Consider the following 16,412-nt stretch of genomic DNA (forward strand, 5'->3'; position numbering starts at 1 on the left):
GGCCGTCCTGCCGTCAGACCGGTACCGCCCGGAGGCCGGCAAGCGGGCCCCGGCCTCTGCGGCGGGAGCATCTTCCGTCATGCCCCGCCTTCCGTACCGCTGCGTACGGTTTACCGCACCCGTTGCCGCGCCCGTATCGACAAATCAGGCGATGGCCCGTTTCGCCGTGGCCGCGATCGCGTCCGCATGGCGAGCGGCCGCGTGCTCGTCGCTCGCCTCGACCATCACGCGCAGCACGGGTTCGGTCCCCGAGGCGCGAATCAGCACGCGGCCCGAACCGTTCAGCGCGCTCTCGGCCTCCTGCACGGCCTGCCGGAGCGCGCCGCTCTCCTTCCAGTCCGCGCCCTGCGCGATGCGCACGTTGATGAGCGTCTGCGGGAACAGGCTCACGCCTTCGAGCAGTTGAGCGAGCGTCCGGCCGCTGCGCTTCATCGCGGCCAGCACGAGCAGCGCCGAAACGATGCCGTCGCCCGTCGTATGACGGTCGAGCGACAGGATGTGGCCGGAGCCTTCGGCGCCGAGCTGCCAGCCGCGCTCGCGCAACTGCTCCAGCACGTACCGGTCGCCGACGCGCGCCCGCACGAACGCCACGCCGAGACGGCCGAGCGCCTGCTCGATCGCCATGTTGGTCATCAGCGTGCCGACCGCGCCCTCGACCTTGCCGTCCGTCTCGATGCGGTCCTTCACGAGCACGTACAGCAGCTCGTCCCCGTTGTAGAGCCGCCCGCCCGAATCGACGATCTGCAGGCGGTCCGCATCGCCGTCGAGCGCGATGCCGAGGTCCGCGTGGTTGGCCCGCACGGCGCGCACGAGCGCGTCGGGCGCCGTCGCGCCGACGCCGTCGTTGATGTTGAAGCCGTTCGGCGACACGCCGATCGGAATGACGTCCGCGCCCAGTTCGTGAAACACGTGCGGCGCGATATCGTAGGCGGCACCGTTCGCGCAGTCGACGACGAGCTTCAGCCCGCGCAGATTGAACGCCTGCGGAAACGTGCCCTTGCAGAACTCGATGTAGCGGCCGCCGGCGTCGTGCAGGCGCCGCGCCTTGCCGAGCCACTCCGACGGCGCGCATTCGAGCGGCGCTTCGAGCTGCGCCTCGATCCGCGTCTCGACCTCGTCGGGCAGCTTGTTGCCGTCGGCCGAAAAGAACTTGATGCCGTTGTCGAAGTACGGATTGTGCGAAGCGCTGATGACGACGCCCGCCGCCAGCCGCAGCGCCCGCGTCAGATAGGCGATGCCCGGGGTCGTCATCGGTCCCGCGAGCATCACGTCGATGCCCGCCGCCGACAGCCCCGCCTCGAGCGACGCCTCGAGCATGTAGCCCGACACGCGCGTGTCCTTGCCGATCAGCACCGTCGGCCGTTGCCCCGACGACGCCGTGCCCGTGTGCTGCGCGTCGCCCGCCAACACCTTGCCGGCGGCATAGCCGAGCCGCAGGACGAAATCGGGCGTGATCGGCGCGACGCCCACCTTGCCCCGAATGCCGTCCGTACCGAAATAGCGACGTGCCATGATCTGCTCCCTCCTCTTGTTCCCGTACTCAGGCGGCCTGCGCCGCTCAGCCGCCGCGCGCGGCGTCGCGCACCGCGGCCCATATTTTCAGTGCATCGACCGTCTCGGCTACGTCGTGCACGCGGACGATCGCCGCGCCGCGCTCGGCGGCGCAGACCGCCGCGGCCACGCTCGCCGCCGTCCGGCCGGACGCGTCGCGCCCCGTCAACGCGCCGAGCATCGACTTGCGCGACATGCCCGCCAGCACCGGATACCGGCGCGCCGCGCGCGGCGCCGTATCGGCCAGATGCGCGAGCAAGGCATAGTTGTGCTCAATAACGGATTTGCCGAAGCCGAAGCCCGGGTCGACGCTGATCCGCTCCGGCGCAATGCCGCCGGCTTCGAGTGCTGTCACGCGCTCCTCCAGAAAACGCCGGACGTCGGTCACCACGTCGCGATAGTCGGGCTCGCGCGTCTGCATCGTCTGCGGTTCGCCGAGCATGTGCATCACGCACAGGCCGCACGTGCTGTCGCGCACCGCGTCGACGGCGCCGGGCATCCGGAATCCCCAGATGTCGTTGATCAGGTCCGCGCCGGCCGCGAGCACGTGGCGCATCACGTCCGGCTTGTAGGTATCGACCGAAAGCGGCACGCTCGCGCCGCGCAGCCGCTCGACGAGCGGAACGACGCGCGCGAGCTCCTCGTCGAGCGGCACCGGCGGCGCCCCCGGTCGCGTCGACTCGCCGCCGATGTCGATCAGGTCGGCGCCGTCGAGCATCATGCGCTCGGCCCGGCGCAACGCGTCGTCGAACGAGAAAAACTGGCCGCCGTCGGAAAACGAGTCCGGCGTGGCGTTCAGAATGCCCATCACGAGCGGACGCTCGAAAGTCAGCGTGAAACGACCGCAGCGGAGCGGTCCGGGAAGCGGCCGGCTGGCCTGCGAATCTTGGACGGGGGGCACGTCGAAAACGGTCGGAAATCGGAAATACGGCTTTGCAAAGCAAAGCGGGCCGATGTGAATTCACACCGGCCCGCCACTCTACACGACTCGGGCTTACGCCGGCGCCGTGGCGCTCCCCGGTTTGACTTCGGAACCCGCGTTGCCGCCCGGCGAGGAAGCGTCGCCCGTCGTCGTGGGCGGGCTGCTCTTCGGCGAGCGCGGCGGCCGGCCGGCCATGATGTCGTTGATCTGGTCGGCGTCGATCGTTTCCCACTCCATCAGCGCGGCGGTCATCGCCTCGACCTTGTCGCGGTTCTCTTCGAGCATGCGCCGCGCGAGGTTGTACTGATCGTCCAGCACGCGGCGAATTTCCGCGTCGACCTTCTGCTGCGTCGCCTCGGAAATCGTGCGCGTGAAACCGCGGCCGAACGGCGAGCTGTCGTTCTCGTCGTCGACGTACACCATCGGCCCGAGCGCGTCGGTCATCCCGAAGCGCGCCACCATCGCGCGCGCCGTCTGCGTCGCCTTGTTGAAGTCGTCCGACGCGCCCGTGCTGAGCAGGTTCAGGAACAGCTCCTCCGCCACGCGACCGCCGAACAGAATGGCAAGGCGATCCAGCAGATAGTCCTTCGAATACGTCTCGTTGTCGTGCTCGGGCAACTGCCACGTGACGCCAAGGGCGCGGCCGCGCGGAATGATCGTAACCTTGTGGACCGGATCGGCCTTCGGCAGCAGCTTCGCGATGACCGCGTGGCCCGACTCGTGATAGGCGGTCGCGCGCTTCGCTTCCTCGCGGATCACGGCCGACTTGCGCTCCGGACCCATGAAAATCTTGTCCTTGGCGTCCTCGAAATCCTGCATCTCGACGATGCGCTTGCCGCGCCGCGCCGCGAAGAGCGCCGCCTCGTTGACGAGGTTCGCGAGATCCGCGCCCGAGAAGCCCGGCGTGCCGCGCGCGATGACGGCCGCGTCCACGTCGTTCGAGATCGGCACCTTGCGCAGATGCACCTTCATGATCTGCTCGCGGCCGCGGATGTCGGGCAGGCCGACATAGACCTGGCGGTCGAACCGGCCCGGACGCAGCAGCGCCTTGTCGAGCACGTCCGAGCGGTTGGTCGCGGCGATCACGATCACGCCGGAGTTCGCCTCGAAACCGTCCATCTCGACGAGCATCTGGTTCAGCGTCTGCTCGCGCTCGTCGTTGCCACCGCCCATGCCGGCGCCGCGATGGCGGCCGACCGCGTCGATTTCGTCGATGAACACGATGCAGGGCGCGTGCTTCTTCGCCTGCTCGAACATGTCGCGCACGCGGGCCGCGCCCACGCCAACGAACATTTCAACGAAGTCCGAACCCGAGATGCTGAAGAACGGCACCTTCGCCTCGCCGGCGATCGCGCGCGCGAGCAGCGTCTTGCCGGTACCGGGCGGGCCGACGAGCAGCACGCCGCGCGGAATCCGGCCGCCGAGCTTCTGGAATTTCTGGGGGTCGCGCAGAAAGTCGACGAGTTCGGACACTTCCTCCTTGGCTTCGTCGCAACCGGCGACGTCGGAGAAATTGACCGCGTTGTTGTTCTCGTCGATCAGCCGCGCGCGCGATTTGCCGAACGAAAACGCCCCGCCTTTGCCGCCCCCCTGCATCTGCCGCATCATGTAGAACCAGAAGCCGATGATCAGGATGGTCGGCCCGAGGTAATAGAGTGCGGAGACGAGCGCGTTCGGTTCTTCGTCGGCCTTGCCGCTCACCTGGACGCCGTATTTCATCAGGTCACCGACCATCCAGATGTCGCCGGGCGAGACGATCTGGTATTTCTGGCCGTCCGCCGGAGTGACCGTGAGGTTCCGCCCCTGCACCACGACGTCCTTGATCTTGCCGGCTTTGGCGTCGTCCATGAACTGCGAATAGGAAACGCCTTCCTGGACACGGGGCTTGTCGAACTGCTTGAACACCGTGAACAGCACCAGTGCGATAACCAGCCACACTGCCGCTTTCGAAAACATGTTGTTGTTCAAAGCACCACTCCTTCACTCATAGACGGGCGCCTACATTTGCCTTGCGGCACCACTAAGGCATTCTAATCCAGTCCGCAGACCCCTGCCATAACGATTCGCTACCGCGGGAATAGCCTCCGGCCGCGACTGGAACCGCTCCGGCGGGCCTCGCTGACGGCTTGCCGGACAGAATTCCGCGAACCGGAACCGGACGCCGCCGTCAGCCGGCGGGACGCTTCAGATGCCGGCCCAAAATAAACGTTTCGGCCGATTTGTCCCGCGAAGCCTTGGGCTTGCGGGCGGCCACGGTTTTGAACTGATGCTTGAACCGCTCGACGATCTGGCTGTAGCCGCTGCCGTGAAAGCATTTGACCAGCAAGGCGCCATCGGCCTTCAGATGAAGCTGCGAGAATTCCAGCGCCAGATCGCAGACGTGCTCGATACGCGCCGAATCGGCCGACGCCACGCCCGAGAGATTGGGCGCCATGTCGGAAATTACAAGGTCCACCCGGCGCTCGCCGACCACTTCCTCGAGTTGCCTCAGCACGCTTTCCTCGCGAAAGTCGCCCTGAATGAAGTGGACGTCGGCAATCGGCTCCATCGGCAGGAGGTCGAGCGCGATGATCGTGCCGTCGATGCCGCCCTCGCGCGTCGTATCGCGGTTTTTGCCGGCGGCGAGCTGGTTGCGCGCGTACTGGCTCCAGCTTCCCGGCGCCGCGCCCAGATCGACGATGACCTGCCCCGGCCGGATCAGCCGGTCCTGCTCGTCGATTTCTTTCAGTTTGTAAGCGGCGCGGGCACGATAACCCTCGCGCTGCGCCAGCTTCACGTACGGGTCGTTGATATGGTCGTGCAGCCACGACTGGTTGAAGCGGTTTTTTGCCATTAAACGTCGAACTCTTGCTGCGTGATGCCGCACTTTTAGCGGATAATACGTGTTTTATCCGTAGGGTCGCCGCCGCCTGCCGGAAGCCTTCCGGCCCCGGATCCGCGCGCCGCCCGTTTCCACGGTTTTTCCTTTTCCCGATGCGCCCCGTTGCGTGGCCGGACCGTCGTTCCGGCCACGCGGGCGCCGTCATTCTAGTTGAGTCAGTCCTACTTCCATGCCCGCCCTTTCTCTTTCCCCCGACCAGCGCGCCGAACTGCGATCGGCGGCCCACGCGCTCAAACCCGTCGTGCTCGTCGGCGCCGAGGGGCTGACCGATGCCGTGCTCAGGGAAATCGAGGTGCACCTCGCCGCGCACCAGCTCATCAAGATCCGCGTGTTCGGCGACGAACGCGCGGAGCGCGTCGCGATCTACGAACAGATTTGCGACACGCTGAACGCCGCGCCGATCCAGCACATCGGCAAGCTTCTCGTCGTCTGGAAGCCGCTGCAAGCCGCCAAGCCCGCTCGCCCCGGCGCGAAAAGAGGCCCGGCGGCCGTACCCGACGCGCGCGAAGCGCGGGCCGCCCAAACGCGCGGCGCCGCGCCGCGCGTCGTGAAGGTGGTGAAGCCGAGCGACAACCCGATGCGCCGGCCCAAGCCGGAACGGGTTCTCGTGCGCGGCAACGAACGCGTGACCGCGGGCGGCAACGTCAAGCGGGCCAAGAAACGTCAGACGAGCGCGAAACGCCAGCGTCAGGGATCGAAATAAGTCCGTTCTAACTGGGTGTCCCACAAGGGGACACCCGGCCCAATCCCGATCGGGACACCCGGAACGTCGCTTGCCCGGCCCGGACTAAAAAACCCCCGGTCGCGCCGGAATCGCGGTCAGCACGACCCCGTTAAATGACGGCGCGCGCGCTGCGTGCCGACGACAGCCAGACGAGCGCGATGCCCAGCACGCTCTCGACGAGATAAAAGACGCTCGATACGCCGTGCAGCATGCCGAAGCGCTGGGCATACGGCGAGTGCCCGACGTCCACGCCGGCATTCATCGCCGCGACGCGCAACGCGTTCATGAACGGCTGCAGTGCGAAATAACCGATCAGCACGCACAGAATCATGCCCGCGAGCAGCCAGCGCAGCCGCAGGTACGCCAACTCGCCGCGCTGGGCAAACAGGTTGCACAGCACGAGCAGCACCACGCCGCAGACGATGCCCGTCACGCCTTCGATGCGAAAGAGCATCGCGGCCACGGACCCGGCCGTCATATGGTCGAGCAACGTGAAGAGGACGGGCGCCACGGCATAGCCGATCGTAAGCTGACTGCCGACCCACAACATGGCCAGCAGCCCGAACAGCCGATGAGGAAACGAAGACACGATGCCCGCGCTCCTCAGACGTAGCGCACTTCGATGATTTCGTATTCGCGCAGCCCGCTCGGGGCCTGCACCTGCGCCACGTCGCCCTCGGACTTGCCGATCAGCGCGCGCGAGATCGGCGAGCTGACCGAAATGAGGCCGTGCTCGAGATCGGCTTCGTCGTCGCCGACGATCTGATAGGTGACCGTCTTGCCCGACCCGAGGTCCTCGAGATCGACCGTGGAGCCGAACACCACGCGGCCGTCGGCTTCGAGCGTCGCCGGATCGATGACCTGGGCGGCCGCCAGCTTCGACTCGATCTCCGCGATGCGGCCTTCGATGAAACCCTGTTTTTCCTTCGCGGCGTCGTATTCGGCGTTTTCCGACAGATCGCCCTGGGCACGCGCCTCGGCAATCGAATTGATGACCGCCGGACGTTCGACGGACTTCAGGCGCTGCAACTCGTCGCGCAACTGATCCGCGCCGCGCTTCGTCAAGGGAATAGTGCTCATAGACAACTCATGCGGCCTGAGACGGCCATAAAAAAAATCACCGCGGTTAAGTGCATCCCGAAGCCATCCGGCCAGCTTACGCGCACCGGCTGCGAATGCTTCAGGGACGCCGCCTAACCGCGGCAGTGACAATAAACGTGATCGTTGGACTTAACGTCGCTATTCTAGTTTAGGCGAGCGTGGAGGCCTTGTAAATCATAGACTTCCAGGTTCTTCAGGTAGCGCAGCCCTTCGACGGCCGCGCGCGCGCCCGACATCGTCGTATAGTACGTCACCTTATTCGCCTGCGCGCTCATGCGAATCGAGCGCGAATCGGCGATCGCCGCGCGCGTCTCGTCGACCGTCGTGAACACGAGCGCGATCTCGCCGTTCTTGATCATGTCGACGATATGCGGACGGCCGTCCTTCACCTTGTTGACGACCTTCACGGGCACGCCGGCCGCCTCGATCGCCGCGGCCGTCCCGCGCGTCGCCACGAGCGGATAGCCGAGTTCGTGCAGCATCCGCGCGACCTCGACCGCCTTCGGTTTGTCGGCGTCCATCACCGTGAGCAGCACCGTGCCCGATTCCGGCAGGCGCGAACCCGCGGCCAGTTGCGACTTGAAGAGCGCCTCGCCGAAGGTCTGACCAACGCCCATCACCTCGCCCGTCGAACGCATTTCAGGTCCGAGCACCGGATCGACGGCCGGGAACTTGATGAACGGGAACACCGCTTCCTTCACGCTGAAGTACGGCGGCACGACTTCCTTCGTCACGCCCTGCTGCGCAAGCGTCTGGCCGACCATCGCGCGCGCGGCGATTTTCGCGAGCGGCAGGCTCGTCGCCTTCGAGACGTACGGCACCGTGCGCGAGGCGCGCGGATTCACTTCGAGCACGTAAATCACGTCCTCTTTCGAGCCGTCCTCGCGCGGCACCTGCTGGATCGCGAACTGCACGTTCATCAGGCCGACCACGTCGAGCGCCTTCGCCATCGCGCCCGTCTGGCGCTTCAGCTCGGCCACCGTCGCCTTCGAGAGCGAATACGGCGGCAATGAGCAGGCGGAGTCGCCCGAGTGCACGCCGGCCTGCTCGATGTGCTCCATCACGCCGCCGATGAACACGGCCTCGCCATCGCAGATGCAATCGACGTCGCATTCGATCGCGTCGTTCAGGAAGCGGTCGAGCAGCACGGGCGAGTCGTGGCTGACCTTCACGGCCTCGCGCATGTAGCGCTCGAGGTCGCGCGGCTCGTGGACGATTTCCATCGCGCGGCCGCCGAGCACGTACGACGGACGCACGACGAGCGGATAGCCGATTTCGTCGGCGAGCTTCAGCGCCTCGTCCTCGGCGCGCGCGGTGCGGTTCGGCGGCTGGCGCAAGTTCAGTGCCTGCAGCAGCTTCTGGAAACGCTCGCGGTCTTCGGCCGCGTCGATCATGTCGGGCGACGTGCCGACGATCGGCACGCCGTTCGCCTCGAGATCGAGTGCGAGCTTCAGCGGCGTCTGGCCGCCGTACTGGACGATCACGCCGAGCGGCTTTTCCTTGTCGACGATTTCGAGCACGTCTTCGAGCGTGAGCGGCTCGAAGTACAGACGATCGGACGTGTCGTAGTCGGTCGAAACGGTCTCGGGGTTGCAGTTGACCATGATCGTTTCGTAGCCGTCCTCGCGCATCGCGAGCGCCGCGTGCACGCAGCAGTAGTCGAACTCGATCCCCTGGCCGATCCGGTTCGGACCGCCACCGAGCACCATGATCTTCCGGTTGCCGGTCGGCTGCGCCTCGCACTCTTCCTCGTAGGTCGAGTACAGGTAGGCCGTCTTCGTCGCGAACTCGGCCGCGCAGGTGTCGACGCGCTTGTACACGGGACGCACGTTCAGCTCGACGCGGCGCGCGCGCACCTCGGCCGCCGTCGCGCCGAGCAGCTTCGCGAGACGCCGGTCCGAAAAGCCGCCCTGCTTCAGGTAATAAAGCTCTTCCTTCGAGAGGCTCACGAGCGTGCGGCCCGAGAGCGCCTTTTCCTTCAGGACGATCTGCTCGATCTGCGCGAGGAACCACGGGTCGATCGCCGTTTCCTCGAAGATCTCTTCGCGCGTCATGCCCACGCGGAACGCGTCGCCGACGTACCAGATGCGGTCCGGGCCGGCCTCGCCGATCTCGCGGATGATCTCGTCGCGGCTCGCGGTCTTCTCGTCGAGCCCGTCGACGCCCACTTCGAGGCCGCGCAGCGCCTTCTGGAACGACTCCTGAAACGTGCGCCCGATCGCCATGACTTCGCCGACCGACTTCATCTGCGTGGTCAGGCGCGGATCGGCCTCGCGGAACTTCTCGAACGCGAAGCGCGGAATCTTCGTGACGACGTAGTCGATGGTCGGCTCGAACGAAGCCGGCGTCTGGCCGCCCGTGATCTCGTTCCTGAGCTCATCGAGCGTGTAGCCGACCGCGAGCTTCGCGGCGACCTTCGCGATCGGAAAGCCCGTCGCCTTCGAGGCGAGCGCCGACGAACGCGAGACGCGCGGATTCATTTCGATCACGATCATCCGGCCGTTCTTCGGGTTGATCGAGAACTGGACGTTCGAGCCGCCCGTGTCGACGCCGATCTCGCGCAGCACCGCGAGCGAGGCATCGCGCAGGATCTGGTATTCCTTGTCGGTGAGCGTCTGCGCCGGCGCGACGGTGATCGAGTCGCCGGTGTGAATGCCCATCGGGTCGAGGTTCTCGATCGAGCAGACGATGATGCAGTTGTCCTTCTTGTCGCGAACCACTTCCATCTCGTACTCTTTCCAGCCGAGCAGCGACTCCTCGATGAGCAGCTCGCGCGTCGGCGACAGGTCGAGCCCGCGCCGGCATATCTCCTCGAATTCCTCGCGGTTGTAGGCGATGCCGCCGCCCGAGCCGCCGAGCGTGAACGACGGCCGGATCACGACCGGATAGCCGCCCGAGCCCGTCGCCGCCGCGATTTCCGCGTGGACCTTCAGCGCCTCTTCCATCGAATGCGCGACGCCCGACTTCGCCGAGCCGAGGCCGATCTTCGTCATCGCGTCCTTGAACTTCTGGCGGTCCTCGGCCTTGTCGATGGCCTCGGGCGACGCGCCGATCAGCTCGACGCCGTACTTCGCGAGCACGCCGTGGTGGTGCAGGTCGAGCGCGCAATTGAGCGCGGTCTGGCCGCCCATCGTCGGCAGGATCGCGTCGGGGCGCTCCTTCTCGATGATGCGCTCGACGACTTCCCACGTGATCGGCTCGATGTAGGTGACGTCGGCCGTGTTCGGGTCCGTCATGATCGTCGCCGGATTGCTGTTGACGAGGACGACCTTGTAGCCCTCCTCGCGCAGCGCCTTGCAGGCCTGGGCGCCCGAGTAGTCGAACTCGCAGGCCTGGCCGATGATGATCGGCCCCGCGCCGATGATGAGAATGCTCTTGATGTCTGTCCGCTTGGGCATAACGCTCTCGCTAATATTTCCTTGTGTCTTTTTTCCGGCCTCAGGCGGCCGCGCCGCGCTTGCCGCCCTTCGCGGCATCCATCAGCGCGGTGAAGCGGTCGAACAGATAGCCGATGTCGTGCGGCCCGGGCGAGGCTTCCGGGTGGCCCTGGAAGCAGAAGGCCGGCTTGTCGGTCAGCTCGAAGCCTTGCAGCGTGCCGTCGAACAGCGAGACGTGCGTAACGCGCGCGTTCGCGGGCAGCGTGTCGGCATCGACGGCGAAGCCGTGGTTCTGCGACGTGATGACGACGCGGCCGTCGCCGAGATCCTTGACCGGGTGGTTCGCGCCGTGGTGGCCCGTCTTCATCTTCACGGTCTTCGCGCCGACGGCGAGACCCATGATCTGATGGCCGAGGCAGATGCCGAAGGTCGGCAGGCCGTGCGAGATGAATTCCTGCGCCGCGCGGATCGCGTAGTCGCACGGCTCCGGATCGCCGGGACCGTTCGAGAGGAACACGCCGTCGGGGTTGAGCGCGAGCGCGTCGGCCGCGCTCGCCTCGGCGGGCAGCACCGTCACGTGGCAGCCGCGCTCGGCCAGCATGCGCAGGATGTTCTGCTTCACGCCGTAGTCGAACGCCACCACGCGGTACTTCGCCTCGCCGAGCGTGCCGTAGCCCTCGCCGAGGCGCCATTCGGTCCGGGTCCACTCGTAGGGCGCCTGCGTGGACACCACCTTCGCGAGGTCCATGCCGGCCAGCCCCGGGAACGAACGCGCCAACCCGACTGCCTTCGTCGCGTCATCGGAGCCGGCGAGAATCGCGCCGTTCTGGGCACCCTTGTCGCGCAGCAGCCGGGTCAGCTTGCGGGTGTCGATGCCGGCGATCGCCACCACGCCTTCGTCGCGCAGATAAGCGTCGAGCGTGCGCTCCGCGCGGAAATTCGACGCGAGCACCGGCAGATCGCGAATGATCAGCCCGGCGGCATGGACTTTCGTAGCTTCGACGTCCTCGGCATTGACGCCGACGTTGCCGATGTGCGGATACGTCAGGGTGACGATCTGGCGCGCATAGCTCGGATCGGTCAGGATTTCCTGATAGCCGGTGATGGCCGTGTTGAACACGACCTCGCCGATCGTATGACCGGGGGCGCCGATCGAGTAGCCACGAAAGACCGTGCCGTCGGCAAGCGCAAGCAGAGCGGGAGAGAAAGACGGCAACACGGGAGACTCCTTGGGGAACACCCTGTGCCGACCCGTTTATCCGACCGTGCGGCTGCAGCGTCGGCATCCTTCGATGCGCGCGCAGACCGGCTCGCGTGTCGGGCCTGCCCTGCCGGCTGGACGACGCGCCTGGTAATTTCCGCGCCCCGACACGGGAACACGGTCGGACGGGCAAAAGCGGAAAATCGGCGCGAATCGGCAGCAAAACGCAAAAAGCAGGCGACGCGCGAAGCGGATGAACAGTTTGGAAAAGGTAGGCGCTAGGGTGCGGGTTGATAAGCTCAAACCTTGAAATTATAGCGTGAAACCGCCCCTTCCTTCAAATCCGGGCGAGAAGAAGCCGGATGGCGGCGGGCATTCCGCGCGTTTTCCCATGATAGGCGCCGGACCGGAAGCCCCCAAACCGGGCCCCTCGGCCCAGGGAAGCGCTCGCCCGTTTCGCCGCCCCGCGCGACCTCCATGCCCTCCGGGTCGCCCAAACGAAAACGCCGTCACTCACCGTGACGGCGTCCAAAACGTCGAGTGCCAGAATCATGCCTGTGCACCGCCCCCGCAGCGCACGGCGCACTCTTCGCGAACCGCTTCTTCTAGTGCTTTTTCCGCGTATGGGCGACGGCCTTCGAATGACCGCCCCCCGACTTCTTCGAGGCCTTCCCGCCCGAGCCGGCCGCCGCCTTCGTCTTCGGCGCCTTGCCCTTCACGGGATCGGATACCCGTTCGATCGCCACGCCGCGGCCATGCCGCCGGTCGTAGCGCGAGCCCGAAACCCGCGTGCCGATCCGCTCGACGCCACCGCCCTGCACGCTGGCCGAAATCCGCTCGAACCCCGGCTCCCGCGGCATCGCCCGGCCGACCGGCACGTGCAGCACCAGCACCTGACCCGGCGACACCTGCGAGCGACGCGTCCGGTTCCAGCCCTTCAGTTGCGCCACCGACACGCCATAGCGGTGCGCCACCTCGTCCATCGACTGCCGGCGGCGGATGCGGATCAGCATCTTGCGCGTGTCGGGCACGTCGGGCTCCATCGCGAGCACCGCGCTTTCCGCCACGTCGGCGCTGATGTCCTCGTCGTCGTCCCCGTCGGTGCGCGGCACGAGGATCGTCGAGCCGGGCTTCAGGCGCATGCCCGCCGGAATCTTGTTCACCGACATCAGCGTCTGTTCGTCGACGCCGATCTTCTCGGCGATCGCGGCCGGCGTCGCGCGCTGGTCGACCGTATAGGTGGTCCACGACGAAAGCTGGCCGGTGTAGGCCTTGAGGTTGTGCTCGAACGCGCTCGCGTTGTCGAACGGCAGCAGGATCTGCGGCTGCGTCGCGCCGAGAATCACGGGCTTGCGGAACGACGGGTTCAGCGAGCGGAACTCGTCGGGCGTCATGTTCGCGAGCTTCGCCGCGACGTCGACGTCGATGTCGTGCGCCGTCGTGACGGTCACGAAGTACGGGTGGTTCGGGATCGGCGGCAGCGTGAGCCCGTACATCTGCGGGTTCATCACGATGTTCTTGATCGCCTGCAGCTTGGGCACGTAATTGCGGGTTTCGCTCGGCAGGCGCAGGTCCGCGTAGTCGGTCGGCAGGCCCGCGGCCTGGTTGCGGGCGATCGCCCGCTGCACGTTGCCCTCGCCCCAGTTGTAGGCGGCGAGCGCGAGATACCAGTCGCCGAACATGTCATGCAGATGCGACAGGTAGTCGAGCGCGGCGCTCGTCGAGGCGAGCACGTTGCGCCGGTCGTCCTGCCACATGTTCTGCTTCAGGTTGTAGGTGCGCCCCGTGTCCGGCACGAACTGCCAGATGCCCGCCGCCTTCGCGACCGAGAGCGCCTGGGGGTTGTATGCCGACTCGACGAACGGCAGCAGCGCGAGCTCGGTCGGCATGTGCCGCTCCTCGAGCTGTTCGACGATGTGGTAAAGATACTTTTTCGAGCGTTCGGTCATCCGCGCGACGTAGTCGGGGCGCTGGACGTACCAGTTGACCTGCGTGTCGACGAGGTCGCCCTGCAGGTCGGGAATCTGGAAGCCGCGACGGATGCGGGCCCAGAGGTCGGCGTCGGCCGTCGTCAGTTGGCTGACGGAACCCTGGTCGACGTTGATGGTTTCGTTGGCGGCGGAGGTTTGGCGAATCTGGTCGGCGATGGCTTGCGCGTCGGTGGCGCCCGGCGAGCCGGAAGAACTGCTGACGGTTGGTCCCTGGCTCGCGCAGGCGGCGAGCAGGAGGGCCAGCAGCACACTGAGGATAAATCGCATGAACGTCTTGACTTCCGCATGGCTGGAGTTTGCAGCCGATAGTACGGAAGCCTTTCGTTTCCGTCAACAAAAAATGCCGGAAAAAGCGTGCGAAATCCGCGAGTTGGGTGCGTTTGCGCATCCTCGTGCTGAGAATACCCGCGAGACGGGGCAGGTCAGCGGAAACGATTCTTCCATTCCCGCATCAGCGTGAATGCCGCGAGCCGGTCCGGCACCCTTTCGTGCAACTGGCCGGCGAGGCTCGCCTGGACAGCCGGGTCGCCCGCGCGCAGGAACGGGTTGACAGCCCGCTCGTGCCCGATCGTCGTGGGCAGCGTGGGCTCGCCCCGTTCGCGCAGCGCGGCCGCCTCCCGGCTCCAGGCCTGCAGTTGCGCGTTCTCCGGATCGCAGGCGAGCGCGAAGCGGATGTTCGAGAGCGTGTACTCGTGCGCGCAATGGACCCGGCTCGCGCCGGGCAGCGCCGCGAGCGCGTCGAGCGAGGCCAGCATCTGCGCCGGCGTGCCCTCGAAGATGCGCCCGCAGCCGCAGGCGAAAAGCGTGTCGCCGCAAAAGAGGTGTGGGATACCCGACGGATCGGCCGGCTGGAAATAGGCAATATGTCCGCGCGTGTGGCCCGGCACGTCGATCACCGCGAAGTCGAGCGCGGGCGCCTCGATCCGGACGCGATCGCCGCCCGACAGGCGCTGCGTGATCTCTCCGATCGCCTCGCCGGCCGGACCGTAGACGGGGACGGACGCGTCCTCGAGCAGCGCCGCCACGCCGCCCACGTGGTCATGGTGATGATGCGTGAGTAAAATGGCGGCGAGCCGCCAGCCCCGCTTCGCGAGATAGGCGCGCACGGGCGCGGCTTCGCCCGGATCGACGACGACAGCGTGGCGGCCGTCGGAAACGACCCAGATATAGTTGTCGTCGAACGCCGGAACCGGTACGTATTCATACGTGGCGTGGGCAGCAAGTGCATTCATGGGCGACGTATTCTTCTCAACATATGTCTGACCGAACGATTATAGACTGGCCCGCCTGGACTGCCTCGCCCACCGGACGCTACGTGCTCGACTGGGAACAGGCGCAGCTCGACAGCGTGGTATCGAACGTGTTCGGCTACCATGCGCTGCAGCTCGGCCTGCCCCAGCTCGACGCGCTGCGCGAGAACCGCATGTCGGGCCGCGGGCTCGTGCTCGACGCGGCCAGCGCCGCGAGCCTGCCGTATACGCCGCCGCCCGCCCTGTCTCTTCCGCCGCATCGGGAGCCCGACGCCGGCGCAGCGAGCGCGGAAAGCGGGAAAGCGGCGGAACACGAAACCGGCGAGACCGGCGAGTCTTCGCCGCCGGCCCGCGGCCGCCATGCGCCGGGGGGGCGCAACGTCATCTGGTGCGACCTGCTCGACCTGCCGTTCGAAACGCAGAGCGTCGACCTCATCGTGATGCCGCACACGCTCGAGTTCACGAGCGACCCGCACCGCCTGCTGCGCGAGGCCGAGCGCGTGCTGATGCCCGAGGGGCAGCTCGTCATCGCCGGCTTCAACTCGCTGAGCCTGTGGGGCGTGCGCCAGTCGATCGGCAAAATGACGGGCCGTCCGTTCATGCCCGCGCGGCATGAGCTGATCGCGTTCACGCGGCTCAAGGACTGGATCAAGCTGCTCGGCTTCGATCTTGATCGCGGGCGCTTCGGCTGCTATCGTCCGCCCCTTTCGAGCGACCAGTGGCTCTCGCGCTACGCCTTCATGGAGGCCGCCGGCGACCGCTGGTGGCCGATCTTCGGCGCGGTCTACATGGTGACGGCCATCAAGCGCGTGCGCGGCATGCGCCTCGTCGGCCCCGTGAAGGTCAAGAAACCCGTGCGGGCGCCGAGCCTGAAGGCCGCCGCCACTTCGCACACACGCAACAAGGACACATGAACGCACCCGACACCGATATCGTCGAAATCTTCACCGACGGCGCCTGCAAGGGCAATCCGGGCCCCGGCGGCTGGGGCGCGCTGCTGCGCTTCGGCACGCAGGAAAAGGAACTGTTCGGCGGCGAGGCCGGCACGACCAACAACCGGATGGAGCTGATGGCTGTGATCGCCGCGCTCGACGCGCTCAAGCGCCCGTGCCGCGTGGTCGTCCACACCGACTCGCAGTACGTGCAGAAAGGCATCAGCGAGTGGATCCACGGCTGGAAAAAGAAGAACTGGATGACCGCGGCGAAAACCCCGGTCAAGAACGACGATCTGTGGAAGCAGCTCGACGCGCTCGTCGCGCAGCATCGGATCGAATGGCGCTGGGTGAAGGGCCACGCCGGCCACCCGGAGAACGAGCGCGCCGACGCGCTCGCGAACCGCGGCGTCGCCACGCTCGCCGAACTTTGACGCCCGACGCATCTCCCCTGCTGCATCCGATTCCGCCACCCTACCGAC

The 16,412-nt window shown here is 66.6% G+C and carries 14 protein-coding genes; 4 read left to right on the top strand and 10 right to left on the bottom strand.

Annotation, left to right across the window (positions count from 1 at the left end):
- Positions 1–144 precede the first annotated feature (144 nt).
- The 4 genes from glmM to CY652_RS07090 all read right to left on the bottom strand — a co-directional run bounded on the left by glmM (position 145) and on the right by CY652_RS07090 (position 5,306).
- Positions 145–1,512 (bottom strand): phosphoglucosamine mutase, encoded by a 1,368-nt coding sequence (gene glmM / locus CY652_RS07075; protein ID WP_102129997.1) that lies wholly within the window; start codon positions 1,510–1,512, stop codon positions 145–147.
- Positions 1,513–1,558: 46 nt separating this feature from the next.
- Positions 1,559–2,452, bottom strand: coding sequence for a dihydropteroate synthase (gene folP, locus CY652_RS07080; RefSeq protein ID WP_258002218.1), 894 nt, complete (start codon positions 2,450–2,452; stop codon positions 1,559–1,561).
- Between the two features lie 93 nt (positions 2,453–2,545).
- Positions 2,546–4,441, bottom strand: coding sequence for an ATP-dependent zinc metalloprotease FtsH (gene ftsH, locus CY652_RS07085; protein WP_102129998.1), 1,896 nt, complete (start codon positions 4,439–4,441; stop codon positions 2,546–2,548).
- Positions 4,442–4,640: 199 nt separating this feature from the next.
- Entirely contained in the window at positions 4,641–5,306 is a 666-nt protein-coding gene (locus tag CY652_RS07090) for an RlmE family RNA methyltransferase (RefSeq protein ID WP_102129999.1), read from the bottom strand.
- 217 nt (positions 5,307–5,523) lie between these two features.
- On the opposite strand from CY652_RS07090, the gene CY652_RS07095 reads away from it, so the two are divergent.
- A complete protein-coding gene (locus tag CY652_RS07095; protein ID WP_102130000.1) occupies positions 5,524–6,057 on the top strand; it encodes a YhbY family RNA-binding protein in 534 nt (177 codons plus the stop codon).
- Positions 6,058–6,187: 130 nt separating this feature from the next.
- On the opposite strand, the gene CY652_RS07100 is transcribed toward CY652_RS07095, so the two are convergent.
- From CY652_RS07100 to CY652_RS07120, 5 genes are all read right to left on the bottom strand, one after another.
- Positions 6,188–6,628: a DUF4149 domain-containing protein gene (locus CY652_RS07100; protein WP_102130001.1), complete on the bottom strand. Its 441-nt coding sequence runs from the start codon at positions 6,626–6,628 to the stop codon at positions 6,188–6,190.
- Between the two features lie 53 nt (positions 6,629–6,681).
- A complete protein-coding gene (greA, locus tag CY652_RS07105) occupies positions 6,682–7,158 on the bottom strand; it encodes a transcription elongation factor GreA (RefSeq protein WP_102130002.1) in 477 nt (158 codons plus the stop codon).
- Positions 7,159–7,322: 164 nt separating this feature from the next.
- Complete coding sequence (gene carB, locus CY652_RS07110; protein WP_102130003.1) at positions 7,323–10,577, bottom strand: carbamoyl-phosphate synthase large subunit; 3,255 nt, start codon at positions 10,575–10,577, stop codon at positions 7,323–7,325.
- A 40-nt stretch (positions 10,578–10,617) separates the two neighbouring features.
- Complete coding sequence (carA, locus tag CY652_RS07115) at positions 10,618–11,775, bottom strand: glutamine-hydrolyzing carbamoyl-phosphate synthase small subunit (protein ID WP_102130004.1); 1,158 nt, start codon at positions 11,773–11,775, stop codon at positions 10,618–10,620.
- Positions 11,776–12,362: 587 nt separating this feature from the next.
- Entirely contained in the window at positions 12,363–14,015 is a 1,653-nt protein-coding gene (locus CY652_RS07120) for a transglycosylase SLT domain-containing protein (protein WP_102130005.1), read from the bottom strand.
- On the opposite strand from CY652_RS07120, the gene CY652_RS23850 reads away from it, so the two are divergent.
- Entirely contained in the window at positions 14,014–14,208 is a 195-nt protein-coding gene (locus tag CY652_RS23850) for a hypothetical protein (RefSeq protein WP_146010034.1), read from the top strand. The two genes, CY652_RS07120 and CY652_RS23850, sit on opposite strands and share 2 nt — an antisense overlap.
- Here the strand turns inward: CY652_RS23850 and gloB are convergent.
- Entirely contained in the window at positions 14,171–14,980 is an 810-nt protein-coding gene (gene gloB / locus CY652_RS07125; protein WP_102130006.1) for a hydroxyacylglutathione hydrolase, read from the bottom strand. The two genes, CY652_RS23850 and gloB, sit on opposite strands and share 38 nt — an antisense overlap.
- Positions 14,981–15,003: 23 nt before the next feature.
- On the opposite strand from gloB, the gene CY652_RS07130 reads away from it, so the two are divergent.
- Both CY652_RS07130 and rnhA read left to right on the top strand, forming a co-directional pair.
- Positions 15,004–15,912, top strand: coding sequence for a class I SAM-dependent methyltransferase (locus CY652_RS07130; RefSeq protein WP_102130007.1), 909 nt, complete (start codon positions 15,004–15,006; stop codon positions 15,910–15,912).
- Complete coding sequence (gene rnhA / locus CY652_RS07135; RefSeq protein WP_102130008.1) at positions 15,909–16,364, top strand: ribonuclease HI; 456 nt, start codon at positions 15,909–15,911, stop codon at positions 16,362–16,364. The genes CY652_RS07130 and rnhA overlap by 4 nt, the downstream gene beginning before the upstream one ends.
- The last annotated feature ends 48 nt before the right edge of the window (positions 16,365–16,412 follow it).

Origin of the sequence: Burkholderia sp. WAC0059 (genome assembly GCF_002870125.1) — a bacterium.
GTDB lineage: Bacteria > Pseudomonadota > Gammaproteobacteria > Burkholderiales > Burkholderiaceae > Paraburkholderia.

What these genes read in the sequence shown, in the direction of transcription:
- glmM (WP_102129997.1), bottom strand. Translation starts at nt 1,512, where the DNA reads ATGGCACGTCGCTATTTCGGTACGGACGGCATTCGGGGCAAGGTGGGC.
- CY652_RS07090 (WP_102129999.1), bottom strand. Translation starts at nt 5,306, where the DNA reads ATGGCAAAAAACCGCTTCAACCAGTCGTGGCTGCACGACCATATCAAC.
- CY652_RS07095 (WP_102130000.1), top strand. Translation starts at nt 5,524, where the DNA reads ATGCCCGCCCTTTCTCTTTCCCCCGACCAGCGCGCCGAACTGCGATCG.
- CY652_RS07100 (WP_102130001.1), bottom strand. Translation starts at nt 6,628, where the DNA reads ATGTTGTGGGTCGGCAGTCAGCTTACGATCGGCTATGCCGTGGCGCCC.
- greA (WP_102130002.1), bottom strand. Translation starts at nt 7,158, where the DNA reads ATGAGCACTATTCCCTTGACGAAGCGCGGCGCGGATCAGTTGCGCGAC.
- carB (WP_102130003.1), bottom strand. Translation starts at nt 10,577, where the DNA reads ATGCCCAAGCGGACAGACATCAAGAGCATTCTCATCATCGGCGCGGGG.
- CY652_RS23850 (WP_146010034.1), top strand. Translation starts at nt 14,014, where the DNA reads ATGAACGTCTTGACTTCCGCATGGCTGGAGTTTGCAGCCGATAGTACG.
- CY652_RS07120 (WP_102130005.1), bottom strand. Translation starts at nt 14,015, where the DNA reads ATGCGATTTATCCTCAGTGTGCTGCTGGCCCTCCTGCTCGCCGCCTGC.
- gloB (WP_102130006.1), bottom strand. Translation starts at nt 14,980, where the DNA reads ATGAATGCACTTGCTGCCCACGCCACGTATGAATACGTACCGGTTCCG.
- CY652_RS07130 (WP_102130007.1), top strand. Translation starts at nt 15,004, where the DNA reads ATGTCTGACCGAACGATTATAGACTGGCCCGCCTGGACTGCCTCGCCC.
- rnhA (WP_102130008.1), top strand. Translation starts at nt 15,909, where the DNA reads ATGAACGCACCCGACACCGATATCGTCGAAATCTTCACCGACGGCGCC.